This is a genomic window from Microbacterium festucae, assembly GCF_025421715.1.
GTDB classification, from domain to species: Bacteria; Actinomycetota; Actinomycetes; order Actinomycetales; family Microbacteriaceae; genus Microbacterium; species Microbacterium festucae.
The window spans coordinates 319,108-333,516 of the sequence record NZ_JAOEFC010000003.1 but is presented as its reverse complement, the minus strand read 5'-3'; the positions used below and the strand labels follow the sequence as shown (position 1 = coordinate 333,516).

Here is a 14,409-nt window from a genome sequence, read left to right as displayed (position 1 = left end):
GCCGCTACGATGCGGCCATGGACGCGCTCGAGTCGTGGCACGAGTTCGATGTGGCGATGCTGGGGGCCACGGCCGCCCTCGCGGGCCTGGTGATCGTCGCGGCGAGTGTGAACATCGAGGTGATCATCAAGGCGCCCGCGCTCACCGCGCGCCTGGCCTCGGCGATCGCGGGACTGGTATTGGCGATCGTGGTGTGCGCGGTGGGGCTGATCCCGGGTCTGGATGCCGTGACGTTCGGGGTGATCGTCATCGTGGCGGCCGCGCTCACCGCCGCCTTCGCCGTGGACGCGTCGGTGCGCATCTTCCAGAACCGGCACCCCGCCAACCGGCTGCGCGCCGGCAAGGCCGCGGTGTCGTTCCTCACTCCGGTGGTCTACCTCGTGGGAGGGGTGCTGCTGGCGTCGGGGAGCACGAGCGGCCTCGTCTGGCTCGCCGCCGGTGCCATCGCGGCGATCGTGGCGGCTCTGTTCGTCTCGTGGGTCGTGCTCGTCGAAGTGCTGCGCTGACCGGGGCGCCGCCCGGGCGCGACCGAGACGGCGGCCTCAGCCCGGGGCGACGGGCGGGAGGGCGTCGCGGCGGCGACGCGTGAAGCCGCCCGTGGCAGCCAGCCAGCAACCGGCCAACACGAGCGGGAACCCGACCAGCAGCGCCGGGCTGAGGTGTTCGCCCAGCACGATGACGCCGAGGAGGATGGCCACGATCGGGTTGACGTAGGTGAACAGCGGCGCGCGCACCGGTCCGACCTCGGCGATGAGGGCGAAGAACGCGAGGAACGCCAGCGCGGTGCACAGCACCGCGAGGGCGACCAGGGAGACGGTGCTGCGCACGGTGGGCACCTCGTGCTGGGTGAGCAGGGCGATCGGCAGGTAGAACAGGCCGACCGCCGCCAGCGAAAGGGTGATGGTGCCGAGCGAGGGCACGTCGCGCAGCTTGGTGGCGATGATGAACGGCGCGATCGCGTAGCAGAGCGCGACGACGAGCACTTCGCCGACCGCGACGAGCCCCGGCGCCCCGGCGACGGCCAGCCCGGGGCCGGCGACGATGACGACCAGCCCGGCGAAGCCGACCGCGAGCCCGACCACCCGCGCGGGGCGCAGCGCCCCGCGGTCGCCGCGCGTGAACGCGATGATCGCCGCGAACAGCGGCACCGTGGCCACCAGCAGCCCGGTGAGCCCCGACGGCAGGGTCTGCTCGGCGTGGCTGAGCAGCAGGAACGGCCCCGCCATCTCGATGGCCCCGAACGCGAGCACCCACGGCCAGAGGCGCAGCGCGGGCCCGAGCGCGCGGCGGTGCAGGGCGACGGGCAGCAGGATGAGGGCGCCCAGCAGTGTGCGGCCCGACACGACGGCCGCCGGCGACAGCGACTCGACGGCCTCTTTGATGAACAGGTAGGGCACGCCCCAGAGCACCGCCATCACGGCGAACAGGATCCACCCTCGTGTTGTGAAGCCCCGCGTCGTCGCGGGGCCGGATGCCGTGGTCACGCGCTCACGTTAGCGCGGGGCACCGACATCGCGGGTGGCGGGTGTCGCCGTGCGGTCAGAGGGTGCGGCGCCCTTCGAAGGCTCGGCCGAGGGTGACCTCGTCGGCGTACTCGAGGTCGCCGCCGACGGGGAGGCCGGACGCCAGGCGCGTCACGCGGATCTCGAGGGTGTGCAGCAGCCGGCTGAGGTAGGTGGCGGTCGCCTCGCCCTCGAGGTTGGGGTTCGTGGCGAGGATCACCTCCTGCACCGTGCCGTCGGCCAGGCGCTGCATCAGCTGGGCGATGCGCAGGTCGTCGGGGCCGATGCCGGCGATCGGGCTGATCGCCCCGCCGAGCACGTGGTAGAGCCCCCGGAACTCGCGGGTGCGCTCGATGGCGGAGACGTCTTTGGCGTCTTCAACGACGCAGATGAGGGTCTGGTCGCGCCGCGGGTCGCGGCAGATGGCGCACCGGTCCTGCTCGGACACGTTGCCGCACACCTCGCAGAACCGCACCCGCTCGCGCAGTTCGCCCAGCAGGCGCGACAGCGTGGCGACGTCGAACGACGGCGTCTGCAGGATGTGGAACGCGATGCGCTGGGCCGACTTGGGGCCGATGCCGGGCAGGCGGCCGAACTCGTCGATCAGGTCTTGGACGATGCCGTCGTACATCAGTTGAACCTCGTCGGCGCGGTGTGGGGCTCTTCACGCACGAAGGTCGCACCGAGCACCTGGCGCACGACCGACTCCCCCACCCGCTCGATGCCGGGGCGGCGGGGCGGCGTCGGCGCTTCGACGACGACGCGTGCCGGGATCGGCGCGTCGTCGTCGAAGGGCGGCGGCGGGGCGTCTTCGTCGTCGAGGGGCGGGGGCTCGGCGGGCAGCACGTCGCCGTCGTGCACCCGGGTGAGGGTGCGCACGGGCGCGGCCTGCGCGTCTTCGGGTTCGTCGTCGATGGCCAGCGGCGCGGCGTCGTCGGTCGGGATCGGGGCGACCGCCCACTCGGTGACGGGGGCGGCGGCAGCCGACGACGCCCGCGGGCCGCCGGCAGGCGGGGCGGATGCCGATCCGGACGGCGCGCCGGCCGGTGCTCCCCCGGTGCGGGCCGGGCCCGACGAGGCGGGCGCGGGGCCCGACGACGCGGGAGCCGACGAGGCGGGTGCAGACGAAGTCGGCGCGGGGCCCGCGGGCGCGGGCGCGCCGCCGGCACCGCCTGCACCGCCACCACCGGCAGCGCCGTCGCCGTCGTGGCGGGCGACGTACTTCACACGGATGCCGAGCACCTCGCGGATCGCGCCGCGGAGGTCTTCGCTGGGACCCTTGCCGCCGGCGAGCTTCTTGAACGAGGCGACGTCGGTCTGGCTCTGGAAGGTGAGGGTGAGCACATCGTCGGCGAAGGCGACCGGGCGGGCCGCGGTGGCCAGCATCCACGACGACCGGCTCACCGGCTCGAGCCGGTTGAGGATCTCGGGCCACGCGTCACGCAGCTGCGTGAAGGTGATGGGCCCGGACGGGGCGACCACGGGAGCGGGCGCCGCGGCCTCGGCCGGACCGCCCGCGGCGGGACCACCGGGTGCCGGACCGCCGGATGCCGGGCCACCCGATGCCGGACCGCCCGATGCCGGGGCTCCGGCGGCCGGACCACTCGGGGCCGGGACACTGGCGGCCGGGACGCTCGGGGCCGGCGCTGCCGGCGCCGAGGCGACCGGCGCCGCAGCCGGCGCGGCACCTGCCGCAGCGACCGGCGCGCCCGACGACACCGGGGCCGCGGGTGCCAGCGGCTGGCCGGTCGAGGCGAGCACGCGCGCGACGAGCAGCTCCAGCTGCAGGCGGGGCGAGGTGGCACCGCCCATGTCGTCGAGGGCCTTGGCGACGATGTCGGCGATGTGCGACAGGCGCGCGGCTCCGAACAGCGACGCCTGGCGGTTCATCCGCTCGAGCTCGTCGTCGGGGATGCCGCGCAGCACCGCGGCGGCGCCGGGGCCGGTGGCGGCGACGATGATGAGGTCGCGCAGCCGCTCGAGCAGATCGTCGACGAAGCGGCGGGGGTCTTGGCCGGTCTGCACGACACGGTCGACCGCGGCGAACGCCGCCGAGGCGTCGCCGTCGCCGAAGGCGTCGACGACCTCGTCGAGCAGCTCGGCGTGCGTGTAGCCCAGCAGCGCCACGGCGCGGGCGTAGGTGACCGCGCCCGCCTCCGACCCGGCGATCAGCTGGTCGAGCAGCGACAGCGTGTCACGCGGCGACCCGCCGCCGGCGCGCACCACGAGCGGCAGCACACCCGGCTCGACCTGCACGCCCTCGGCCGTGCACAGCTGCTCGACGTATTCGAGCATCGGCCCGGGGGCGACGAGGCGGAACGGGTAGTGGTGGGTGCGCGAGCGGATCGTGCCGATGACCTTCTCGGGCTCGGTCGTCGCGAAGATGAACTTGACGTGCGCGGGCGGCTCTTCGACGAGCTTGAGCAGGGCGTTGAAGCCCTGCGCGGTGACCATGTGCGCCTCGTCGAGGATGAAGATCTTGAACCGGTCGCGGGCGGGGGCGAACACGGCGCGCTCGCGCAGGTCGCGGGCGTCGTCGACGCCGTTGTGCGAGGCGGCGTCGATCTCGACGACGTCGAGCGACCCGCCGCCGCCGCGGCTGAGCTCGACACAGCTGTCGCACGTGCCGCACGGGGTGTCGGTGGGGCCCTGTGCGCAGTTGAGGCAGCGGGCGAGGATGCGCGCCGAGGTGGTCTTGCCGCAGCCGCGCGGGCCGGAGAACAGATAGGCGTGACCCACCCGGTCGCCCCGCAGCGCCGTCATGAGCGGATCGGTGACCTGCGACTGCCCGATCATCTCGCCGAACGTCTCGGGCCGGTAGCGGCGATACAGGGCGGTGGTCACGATGAACAGACTACGGCGTGCGTGCGACATCGGCCCCCGGCGCGGGGCTCCGGCGGCACGGCGGCGACCCCGGCATGCACCCGCGCCCGGCGGGAACAGCGCACCCCGCCGCGGCGTTGCACCGCACCGTGGAACCCACCCTCGTCGACGTCGCCGTGGTCGGCGCGGGGCAGGCGGGCCTGTCGGCGGCCTACCATCTGCGGCGGCGCGGCTTCGAGCCCGATCCGGGCGCGGCCGCCTCGCTGGTGACCCTCGACGCCGACGACGCCCCCGGCGGCGCGTGGCGGCACCGCTGGCCGTCACTGAAGATGGCCACCGTCAACGGCATCCACGAGCTGCCCGGCTTCGCGGTGCCCCCGGCCGACCCCGCCACCCCAGCCCGCGACGTGCTGCCGGCGTACTTCGCCGCCTATGAGGAGCGCTTCGACCTGCGGGTGCGCCGCCCGGTGCGCGTGGCGGCGGTGCGTCGCGTCGACGACGACCCGCGCGGGCGGCTGCGGGTGCAGACGGATGCCGGCACGTGGGACGCCCGGTACGTGATCAACGCGACCGGCACATGGCGCCGGCCGTTCTGGCCGGTGTACCCGGGGGCGGAGAGCTTCGGCGGCCGGCAGCTGCACGTGCACGACTACGTCTCGGCCGACGAGTTCGCCGGTCGGCGGGTGGTCGTCGTCGGCGCCGGGATCTCGGCGGTGCAGCTGCTCGAGGAGATCTCCCACGTGGCCGACACGTTCTGGACCACCCGGCGCGAGATCACGTGGGAGGCCGCCGAGTTCGACACCGCCGCCCGCGTGGCGGCGATCGCGGGGGTCGAAGAGCGGGTGCGGCGGGGCCTGCCGCCGGGCAGCGTGATCTCGGTCACCGGTCAGCATTGGACCCCGTGGGCCCGCGCCGCGCAGCGACGGGGCGTGCTGGTGCGGCATCCGATGTTCCGCGCGATCGAGCCGGGCGGGGTGCGGATGCCGGACGGCGCGTTCGAGCCGGCCGACGTCATCCTGTGGGCCACCGGCTTCCGCGCCGACATCGGCCACCTCGCCCCGCTGGGGCTGCGCACCGCGGCGGGCGGCATCCGCGTGGCGGACGGGCGCAGCACCGACGAGCCGCGCCTGTTCCTCATCGGCTACGGGCCGTCGCAGTCGACGGTGGGCGCCAACCGCGCCGGCCGCGACGCGGTGCGCCAGATCATGGCCGCACGCGAGCCCGCCGCCGCCGGCTGAGCGGCGACGGCGGCACGCGCGTCAGCTGTCGATGCCGAGGTTGCCCTGGTCGGCCGGGTGGCCGATGACCGGCATCGTGCCGGTGATCACCGGGATCGGCGTCGTCGCGGTCGACACCGGCACCGAGGCGGAGAGCATCGTGCCGTCTTCGCGCAGCTGCTCGCCGATGTCGTCGAGGGTCGGCCGTCCCGCCCGCAGCGGTCCGCGGCCGTCGAGGGCGACCACGACGGTCTCCCCCGCCGAGACGGTGTAGGCGGCGCCGCGCACCGAGAAGGGCACCGCCTCGCCGGGGCCGGCGGTCACCCGCAGCGCGTCGGCGGTGATGTGCACCTTCAGCGACGTGCCGTGCCAGTGCAGCGTGAACGCCAGCGACGGCCAGTCGGCGGGCAGCCGCGGGTCGAACGACAGCTCGCCGACGTGGTCGCGCATGCCGCCGAAGCCCGACACCAGCGCCGTCCACACCCCACCCGCCGAGGCCACGTGCACGCCGTCGGCGGCGTTGTTGTGCAGGTCGCCGAGGTCGACGAAGATCGACTCGCGGAAGTACTCCAGCGCGAGGTCCTGGTAGCCCACCTCGGCCGCGAGGATCGACTGCACGACCGCCGACAGGGTGGAATCCCCCGTGGTGAGCGGGTCGTAGTAGTCGAAGTCGGCGAGCTTCTCCTCGTCGGTGAAGTGGTTGCCCTGCAGGAACAGCGCGAGCACGACGTCGGCCTGCTTGAGCACCTGGTAGCGGTAGATCACCAGCGGGTGGAAGTGCAGCAGCAGCGGTCGCTGCTCGGCGGGCGTGTTGTCGAGGTCCCACACTTCGCGCTCGAGGAACACGGCATCCTGCGGGTGGATGCCGAGGGCCTCGCTGAACGGGATGTGCATGGCCTCGGCCGCCGCCTCCCACGCCTCGGGCTCGGCCGGGTCGAGCCGCAGCCGATCGGCCATGAGCGTGTACTCGGCGGGGTTCTCGTCGGCCATCTGGCGCACCACCCGCGCCGCGAAGCGCAGGTTGAAGCGGGCCATGACGTTGGTGAACAGGTTGTCGTTGACGACCGTCGTGTACTCGTCGGGGCCGGTGACGCCGTGGATGTGGAAGACCTCGGGCTCGCCGTTCTCGTTGTAGCGCCAGAAGCCGAGGGTGGCCCACAGGCGGGCCGTCTCCACCGCGATGTCGATGGCCTCGCGGTGGAGGAACTCCTCGTCTCCGGTGGCGCGCACGTACTTGGCCAGCGCGAAGCTGACGTCGGCGTTGATGTGGTACTGCGCGGTGCCGGCGGCGTAGTAGGCCGAAGCCTCTTCGCCGTTGATCGTGCGCCACGGGAACAGCGCGCCGGCCTCGTTGAGCTGGGCGGCACGGCGCCGGGCGGCCGGCAGCATCAGGTAGCGCATGCGCAGGGCGTTGCGCGCCCACTGCGGGGTCGTGTACATGAGGAACGGGAGCACGTAGATCTCGGTGTCCCAGAAGTAGTGGCCCGAGTAGCCCGAGCCCGACACGCCCTTGGCGGGCACGCCCTGGCCGTCGGCGCGCGCCGCGGCCTGCGCCAGCTGCCACAGGCACCAGCGGGTGGCCTGCTGCAGGTCGTCGTGACCCTCGATCTCGACGTCGGAGCGCTCCCAGAACGCCGCGCACCACGCCGCCTGGCGGTCGTACTGCACCTGCACGCCCTCGGCGCGCACCCGGTCGAGGGTGCGCCGGCCGCGGTCGACGAGCTCGCGGGCGGGCACGCCGCGCGAGGTGTGGTAGCTGACGAGCTTGGTCACCGAGATGGGCACGCCCGCCTTGGCCTGCACGCGGAAGACGTTCTTGGCGATGTCGGGCTCGACCAGGGTGCGCGCCGAGTACTCGTTCTCGGTCTCGACGACGTGGTCGGCCACGACGGCCAGCGTCATCCCCGACTCGGCCACCCGGTACGACAGGGCCGACCGCATGCCGTCCTGCCAGTACTCCTGCGGCTCGAGCACGCGCTCGTGGATCTTCTCGGCCCGACGCGGGTCGAAGCCGTTGCCGCCCTTGTTGGCGCTGCGCGCGCCGCCGTAGACGTCTTCGCCGTCCTGACGGTTGATCAGCTGGCAGCTGACGGTGACGGGGGCGTCGGCGTTGAGCACGGTGACCGTCAGCCGCATGATCGCGAGGTGCTTCTCCTCGAACGACACCATGCGGTCCACGTCGATGACGACGTCTTTGCCGCTGGGGGTGACCCAGCGCACGTGACGGGTGACGACACCGGCGCGGAAGTCGAGCGCGCGCTCGTACTCGCGCACGTCGGCCACGTCGAAGGCGAGCGGCTCGTCGTCGACGTAGACGCGCATCACCTTCGCGTCGGGGGCGTTGATGATCGTCTGGCCCGTCTCGGCGAACCCGAACGCCTGCTCGGCGTGACGGATGGGGAACACCTCGTGGAAGCCGTTGATGAACGTGCCGTGCTCGTGCGCCTGGCGCCCCTCGCAGTGGTTCCCCCGCAGGCCCAGGTAGCCGTTGCCCAACGAGAACAGCGTCTCGGTGACGCCGGCATCCTCCAGGGAGGCGCGCGTCTCGACGAGCCGCCAGGGGTCGACGGGGAAGCGGTCGCGATCGATCATGCGGTCCTCTCGGGGGTGGGGCGGGAGATCTCGGGTAGGAGGGGTGAGGGAGTGGCCGGGGTCAGGCCACGAACTCGGACAGGTCGTCGACGACCACGTGGGCGCCGCATGCGCGCAGCGTCTCGGCGCCGGCGCCGCGATCGACGCCGACCACCAGCGCGTAGCCGGCGGCGGCGGCGGACTGCACGCCGGAGTGGGCGTCTTCGACGGCCACGCTGCGGGCGGGGTCGACGCCCAGCATCCGCGCGCCCTCGGCGAAGACGGCCGGGTCGGGCTTGGAGGGCAGGTTCTCGCGCTCGGCGACGACACCGTCCATCACGACCGGGAACCGGTCGCGCAGGCCCGCCACGCGCAGCACCTCTTCGGCGTTCTTCGAGCTCGACACCACCGCGATCGGCACACCGGCCGCCTGCAGCAGGTCGACGAGGGCGAGCGAGCCGGGGTAGGGCGCGATGCCCTCGTCGCGCAGCACCCGCGAGAACACCTCGTTCTTGCGGTTGCCGATGCCGCAGACGGTGTCGGCGGTGGGCGGGTCGGCGGGCTCGCCCCACGGCACCTCGACGTCGCGCGAGCGCAGCAGGCTCGCCACGCCGTCGTAGCGCTTCTTGCCGTCGAGGTGCACGAAGTAGTCCTCTTCGGTGTAGGCGGGTTCGATGCCCCACGCCGCGAACAGCTCGGTGAACATCGTCGCCCAGGCGTGCATGTGCACCTCGGCGGTCGGCGTGAGAACGCCGTCGAGGTCGAAGAGCACCGCGTCGTAGGCGGTCAGGTCGGGGAGTGCGGAAGCCACCTTCGCCAGCGTAGTCGGATGCTGTTACGGGCGGGTGAAGGACGGCCGACCGGCCGGGGTCAGAGCGTCACTCCGGCCACCGACAGGGTCTGGCGCGCGATCTCGAGCTCTTCGTTGGTGGGGACCACGAGCACGGTCACGGCGGAGTCGTCGGTGGAGATGACGCGGGTGTCGCGGCGCCGCTCCTCGTTGCGGGCCGGGTCGATCCGGATGCCGAGGAAGCCGAGCGTCTCGAGGGCGGCCGCGCGCACCAGCGGCGAGTTCTCGCCGACGCCGGCGGTGAAGGAGATGACGTCGACGCCGCCCAGCTGGGCGATGTAGGAGCCGATGTAGGCGCGCAGCCGGTGCACGTAGACGTCGAAGGCGAGCATGGCCGCGCCGTCGCCGGCCTCGCGGCGGTCTTCGATGTCGCGCATGTCGGAGACGCCGGCCAGCCCCAGCACGCCGGAGCGCTTGTTGAGGAAGGTGTCGAGCTCGGCCGGCGACATCTCTTCGCGGCGGGCGAGCACGAGCAGCACCGACGGGTCGATGTCGCCCGAGCGGGTGCCCATGACCAGGCCCTCCAGCGGCGTGAGGCCCATCGAGGTCTCCACCGACAGCCCGCCGTCGACGGCCGTGACCGACGCGCCGTTGCCGAGGTGGAGCACGATCTGCTTGAGGTCGCGCAGCGGCCGCCCGAGGTGGTCGGCGGCGGTCTCGCTGACGAACTTGTGGCTGGTGCCGTGGAAGCCGTAGCGGCGGATGCGGTGCTTGCGGGCGATCTCGCGGTCGATCGCATAGGTGTAGGCGGCCGGCGGCAGCGTCTGGTGGAACGCGGTGTCGAACACCGCGACGTGCGGCAGGTCGGCGAAGGCGGCGCGGGCGGCGCGGATGCCCTGCACGGCGCCGGGGTTGTGCAGCGGGGCCAGCACCGACAGCTCGTCGATGTTGATCTCGACGAGGTCGGTGATGAGCGTCGGGTGGAAGAAGCGCGCTCCGCCCTGCACGACCCGGTGGCCGATCGCGGCGGGCGGGTTCTCGGTGAGCGAGGGCCCGTGCTGCTCGAAGGCGCGCAGCATGACGGCGAACCCGGCGGTGTGGTCGGGGATCGGCAGCTCGGTCTCGCTCTTGGTGTCGCCCTCCACGTTCTTGTGGCTGGCGGCGCCGACGGGCTCGCCGATGCGCTCCACGAGGCCGGATGCCAGCGGCATCTGCGTCTCGACGTCGATCAGCTGGTACTTGAACGACGATGAGCCGCTGTTGATGACGAGGACGACGGTCATGCGGAGACTCCCTGCTGGTCCTGCCCGGGCTGCGGGCCCTGGGCCTGGATGGCGGTGATGGCGATGGTGTTGACGATGTCGTCGACGAGGGCGCCGCGCGACAGGTCGTTGATGGGCTTGTTCAGCCCCTGCAGCACCGGGCCCATGGCCACGGCGCCCGCCGAGCGCTGCACCGCCTTGTAGGTGTTGTTGCCGGTGTTGAGGTCGGGGAAGACGAACACGGTCGCCCGGCCCGCCACCTGCGACTGCGGCATCTTCGTGGCGGCCACCGCGGCGTCGGCGGCGGCGTCGTACTGGATCGGACCCTCCACGAGCAGCTCGGGGGCGCGCTCGCGCACCAGGGTCGTGGCGGTGCGCACCTTGTCGACGTCGGCGCCGGAGCCCGACTCCCCCGTCGAGTACGACAGCATCGCCACGCGCGGGTCGATGCCGAACTGGTGGGCCGTCTCGGCGGAGCTGACCGCGATGTCGGCGAGCTGCTCGGCCTTGGGGTCGGGGATGACGGCGCAGTCGCCGTAGACGAGCACGCGGTCGGCGAGCGCCATCAGGAACACGCTGGAGACGACCGAGACGCCGGGGCGGGTCTTGATGATCTCGAACGCGGGCCGGATGGTGTGCGCGGTGGTGTGCGCGGCGCCCGAGACCATCCCGTCGGCCAGCCCCAGGTGCACCATGAGCGTGCCGAAGTACGACACGTCGGTGACGGTGTCGGCGGCCTGGGCGTAGGTGACGCCCTTGTGCTTGCGCAGCTCGGCGTACTCGGTGGCGAACCGGTCGACGTACTCGGGGTCGTGGGGGCTCAGCACCGTGGCCGCCGACAGGTCGAGACCGAGCTCGGTGGCCCGTCCCCGTACGGATGCCTCGTCGCCGAGGATCACGAGGTCGGCGATGCCCCGGGCGAGCACGGTGGCCGCCGCGCGCAGCACGCGGTCGTCGCCGCCCTCGGGCAGCACGATGCGCTTGCGGTGGCTGCGGGCGCGCTCGAGCAGCTGGTACTCGAACATCAGCGGGGTGACCACGCTCGAGTGGGCCAGGCCCAGCGACGCGGTGAGCTCGACGGTGTCGACGCTCTGCTCGAACAGCGCGATGGCGGTGTCGAAGCGGCGCTGCGAGCCGGCGGCGAGGCGGCCGTGGGTGCTCATCACCCGCAGGGCGGTGTCGTAGGTGTCGAGGTCGGTCTGCACGATCGGCAGGGTCGAGTCCAGGCCAGCCATCAGCTGCTGCACCGCCTCGGGCAGCTCGAACGGCCCGTTGAGCACGATCGCGGCCACCGAGGGGAAGGTGCCCGACGAGTGGGCCAGCAGGATCGCCAGCAGCACCTCGGTGCGGTCGGCGGGCACGATGACCACCGCGCTGTCGCTCAGTCGCGGCAGCACGTTGTTCAGCGACATGCCCGCCACGATCACATCGAGCACCTCGCGGTCGAGCAGCTCGTCGTCGCCGCGCAGCAGGCGGCCGCCGAGGTTGAGCATCACGTCGCGCACCGACGGCGCGACGAGGAAGAGGTCTTCGGGCAGCGCCCACACCCCCACCGCGGCTTCGCGGTGGCCGTCGGCGGCGGGCACGTCGGTGACGACCGCGCGGATGGCGGCGTTGATCTCGTCGAGGCGCTCGGGATCGGCGCGGTTGGTGATCACCGCGAACAGCTCGGCGCGCTGGTGGGCGAGCTCGGGCAGGGCCAGTGCGGTGAGCTGGCCGAGCTGCTCGGGCGTGCGGGCCACGCTCACCCCGAGCCGGTCGCCCTGGCTGGCGCGGCCGTTGACCACCAGCAGCACGGGCGCGCCCAGGTTGGCGGCGATGCGGGCGTTGTAGCCGAGCTCGGAGGTGGAGCCGACGTCGGTGAAGTCGCTGCCGACGATCACGACGGCGTCGCACTGGGCCTCCACGGCCTTGAAGCGTTCGACGATCTTCGACAGCGCGGCATCCGCGTCGCGACGCACCTCGTCGTAGGTGACGCCGATGCACTCCTCGTAGTCGAGGTCGACGCCGACGTGGTCGAGCAGCATCTCGAGGACGTAATCGCGCTCCACGGTGGAACGCGCGATCGCCCGGAAGACGCCGACGCGGGGAGTGGTGCGTCCCAGTGCGTCGAGCACCCCCAGCACGATCGTCGACTTCCCCGAGAGTCCTTCCACCGATGTGATGTAGATGCTCTGTGCCACGGGTCCACCCTAGGCTCGCGGTCCTGCGAGCGGCCAGGGAGCGGCCGGGAGAAAACCTGCCGCACCCCCGGCACCGGGTGCATCCGGGCGCATGCGGATGCCGTCTGCATAGGCTCGTCACCATGACAGACCCCACCCCGCCGCGCCCCGGCGCCGAGATCCCCGACCACCGCGGACGCACCGGACTGCACCGCACCGGCATCGGACTCGACCGCAATCCCGACGTGCGGGTGAGCGCGGTCGAGCTGGTCGCCTCGGCCTGGCACGTGCTGCGGCGCACCACGCTGGAGGTGCGCACCCCGACCGGTCAGTGGGAGACCCAGCAGCGCGAGACGTACGACCGCGGCAACGGCGCGACGATCCTGCTCTACGACCGCAGTCCCGTCGCGTGCTGCTGACCCGTCAATTCCGCTACCCCGTCTACGTCAACGACCACCCCGACGGGATGCCGCTGGAGACGGCGGCGGGACTGCTCGACGACGACGACCCGGCCACCGCCATCCGGCGCGAGGCGGCCGAGGAGACCGGGGTCGAGGTGGGCGAGCTCACCCACGTGTGGGACGTGTACATGAGCCCCGGGTCGGTGACCGAGCGCATCCACTTCTTCGCCGCGCCCTACGACGGCGCAGCCCGCCACGGCGACCGCGGGGGTCTTGCCGAGGAGGGCGAGCACATCGAGCTGGTCGAGGTGGGCATCGACGAGGCGCTGGCGATGGTGCGGGGCGGCCGCATCCAGGATGCCAAGACGATCATGCTGCTGCAGTGGGCGGTGCTCGACGGCCCCTTCGCCGTCCCACCGGCATCCGCCCGGAAAGAATAAGACTCTCCGCGAACCCGGCAGAGCCTGGTTACCCTTGCTACGTTTCCGTCCTGGGGGAGTTGGCCTGGGTGCCGCCTCGCGGAGAGCTGACACGAGTCTACCGGATCGGCGGAGCTCCCCCGCCCGTGGCAGATCCTCAGCCACGGGCGCGCGTGCGCGGGTTAGCATCTGAAACGACGCGGATCCGACGCGCAACGAGGGAGTCGCATGACGCAGTCCGTCAGCCCGAACGCACACATCGACGAGAGCGCGCCGGTCGACGCCGACACGTTCGCGCGCGACACGGCCGCCATCGCCGCCTCGGTCTCGCAGGTCATCGACGGCAAGCCCGCCGCGGTGCGCGCGGCGCTGGTGTGTCTGCTCGCCGAGGGGCACCTGCTCATCGAGGACGTCCCCGGGGTGGGCAAGACCATGCTGGCGCGGGCGCTGGCCGCGTCGGTGGATGCCACGGTGCGCCGCATCCAGTTCACCCCCGACCTGCTGCCGGGCGATGTCACCGGCGTGAGCGTCTACAACCCGGTCGACCGCGTGTTCGAGTTCAAGCCGGGCGCGATCTTCGCCCACCTCGTCATCGCCGACGAGATCAACCGCTCCTCCCCCAAGACGCAGTCGGCGCTGCTGGAGGCGATGGAGGAGCGGCAGGTCACCGTCGACGGCACCTCCCGCCCCCTCCCCGACCCGTTCCTGGTGGTCGCCACGCAGAACCCGCTCGAGATGGAGGGCACGTACGCGCTCCCCGAGGCCCAGCGCGACCGGTTCATGATGCGCATCTCGATGGGCTACCCGGATGCCGGCGCCGAAGCGCTCATGCTGCGCCAGCGCGACGCGGTCAACCCGCTCGATGCGCTGCGGCCCGTGATCGACGCCACGCGCGTGCGCGCGCTCATCGCGTGGGCGCGCGGGGTGCACCTGTCCCCCGCCGTCGAGGAGTACGCCGTGGGCCTGGCCCGCGCCACCCGCTCCCACCCCGACCTGCGCCTGGGCGCGAGCCCGCGGGCGACGCTGCAGCTCGTGCGCGCGGCCAAGGTGTGGGCGGCGCTGGACGGGCGCGAGTTCGTCATCCCCGACGACGTGGCCGTGCTGCTGGAGCCGGTCTTCGCCCACCGCGTGATCGCGGCCCGCTCGTCGGCCTCGCGCGGGCGATCGGCGCCGGAGGCGATCGCCGCGGTGCTGCAGTCGATCGCCGGTTCGGTGCGCGTGCCGCTGGCCACCCGCTGAGCGGCGGGCCGGGACGGGAGGCG

12 protein-coding genes and 1 other RNA gene are annotated in these 14,409 nt (G+C 72.8%); 5 read left to right on the top strand and 8 right to left on the bottom strand.

Annotated features, from left to right (window positions below; all coding sequences use genetic code 11):
- The first annotated feature begins 17 nt into the window (after window positions 1-17).
- A complete protein-coding gene (locus N3K63_RS11905; protein WP_261580391.1) occupies window positions 18-506 on the top strand; it encodes a hypothetical protein in 489 nt (162 codons plus the stop codon).
- A gap of 36 nt (window positions 507-542) precedes the next feature.
- On the opposite strand, the gene N3K63_RS11900 is transcribed toward N3K63_RS11905, so the two are convergent.
- From N3K63_RS11900 to N3K63_RS11890, 3 genes are read right to left on the bottom strand one after another with little or no spacing between them, the layout of a single operon-like run.
- On the bottom strand, window positions 543-1,484 hold the full coding sequence (locus tag N3K63_RS11900; RefSeq protein ID WP_261580390.1) for a DMT family transporter: 942 nt from the start codon (window positions 1,482-1,484) through the stop codon (window positions 543-545).
- Between the two features lie 55 nt (window positions 1,485-1,539).
- Window positions 1,540-2,133 carry a recombination mediator RecR gene (recR, locus tag N3K63_RS11895; protein ID WP_261580389.1) on the bottom strand — a complete coding sequence of 198 codons (594 nt, stop codon included), beginning with the start codon at window positions 2,131-2,133 and terminating at the stop codon, window positions 1,540-1,542.
- Window positions 2,133-4,346, bottom strand: a complete 2,214-nt coding sequence (locus N3K63_RS11890; protein WP_261580388.1) for a DNA polymerase III subunit gamma and tau — start codon at window positions 4,344-4,346, stop codon at window positions 2,133-2,135. Before N3K63_RS11890 ends, recR begins: the two co-directional genes overlap by 1 nt.
- A gap of 128 nt (window positions 4,347-4,474) precedes the next feature.
- Between N3K63_RS11890 and N3K63_RS11885 the strand changes: the two genes are divergently transcribed.
- Window positions 4,475-5,563, top strand: a complete 1,089-nt coding sequence (locus N3K63_RS11885) for an NAD(P)/FAD-dependent oxidoreductase (protein WP_261580387.1) — start codon at window positions 4,475-4,477, stop codon at window positions 5,561-5,563.
- 21 nt (window positions 5,564-5,584) lie between these two features.
- Here the strand turns inward: N3K63_RS11885 and N3K63_RS11880 are convergent, their stop codons facing one another.
- From N3K63_RS11880 to pta, 4 genes are all read right to left on the bottom strand, one after another.
- Window positions 5,585-8,134: a glycoside hydrolase family 65 protein gene (locus tag N3K63_RS11880; protein ID WP_261580386.1), complete on the bottom strand. Its 2,550-nt coding sequence runs from the start codon at window positions 8,132-8,134 to the stop codon at window positions 5,585-5,587.
- A gap of 61 nt (window positions 8,135-8,195) precedes the next feature.
- Window positions 8,196-8,924: an HAD family hydrolase gene (locus N3K63_RS11875; RefSeq protein ID WP_261580385.1), complete on the bottom strand. Its 729-nt coding sequence runs from the start codon at window positions 8,922-8,924 to the stop codon at window positions 8,196-8,198.
- 59 nt (window positions 8,925-8,983) lie between these two features.
- Window positions 8,984-10,186 (bottom strand): acetate/propionate family kinase, encoded by a 1,203-nt coding sequence (locus tag N3K63_RS11870; protein WP_261580384.1) that lies wholly within the window; start codon window positions 10,184-10,186, stop codon window positions 8,984-8,986.
- On the bottom strand, window positions 10,183-12,348 hold the full coding sequence (gene pta, locus N3K63_RS11865; RefSeq protein ID WP_261580383.1) for a phosphate acetyltransferase: 2,166 nt from the start codon (window positions 12,346-12,348) through the stop codon (window positions 10,183-10,185). The genes N3K63_RS11870 and pta overlap by 4 nt, the downstream gene beginning before the upstream one ends.
- 122 nt (window positions 12,349-12,470) lie before the next feature.
- Between pta and N3K63_RS15200 the strand changes: the two genes are divergently transcribed.
- Together N3K63_RS15200 and N3K63_RS15195 are read left to right on the top strand one after the other, a co-directional pair.
- Entirely contained in the window at window positions 12,471-12,746 is a 276-nt protein-coding gene (locus tag N3K63_RS15200) for a hypothetical protein (RefSeq protein ID WP_315943091.1), read from the top strand.
- Window positions 12,737-13,168, top strand: coding sequence for an NUDIX domain-containing protein (locus N3K63_RS15195; protein WP_315943090.1), 432 nt, complete (start codon window positions 12,737-12,739; stop codon window positions 13,166-13,168). The genes N3K63_RS15200 and N3K63_RS15195 overlap by 10 nt, the downstream gene beginning before the upstream one ends.
- On the opposite strand, the gene ffs is transcribed toward N3K63_RS15195, so the two are convergent.
- An RNA gene (ffs, locus tag N3K63_RS11855) (signal recognition particle sRNA small type) lies at window positions 13,163-13,259 on the bottom strand. The genes N3K63_RS15195 and ffs overlap by 6 nt on opposite strands.
- A gap of 116 nt (window positions 13,260-13,375) precedes the next feature.
- On the opposite strand from ffs, the gene N3K63_RS11850 reads away from it, so the two are divergent.
- On the top strand, window positions 13,376-14,386 hold the full coding sequence (locus N3K63_RS11850; RefSeq protein WP_261580382.1) for an AAA family ATPase: 1,011 nt from the start codon (window positions 13,376-13,378) through the stop codon (window positions 14,384-14,386).
- Window positions 14,387-14,409 lie beyond the last annotated feature (23 nt).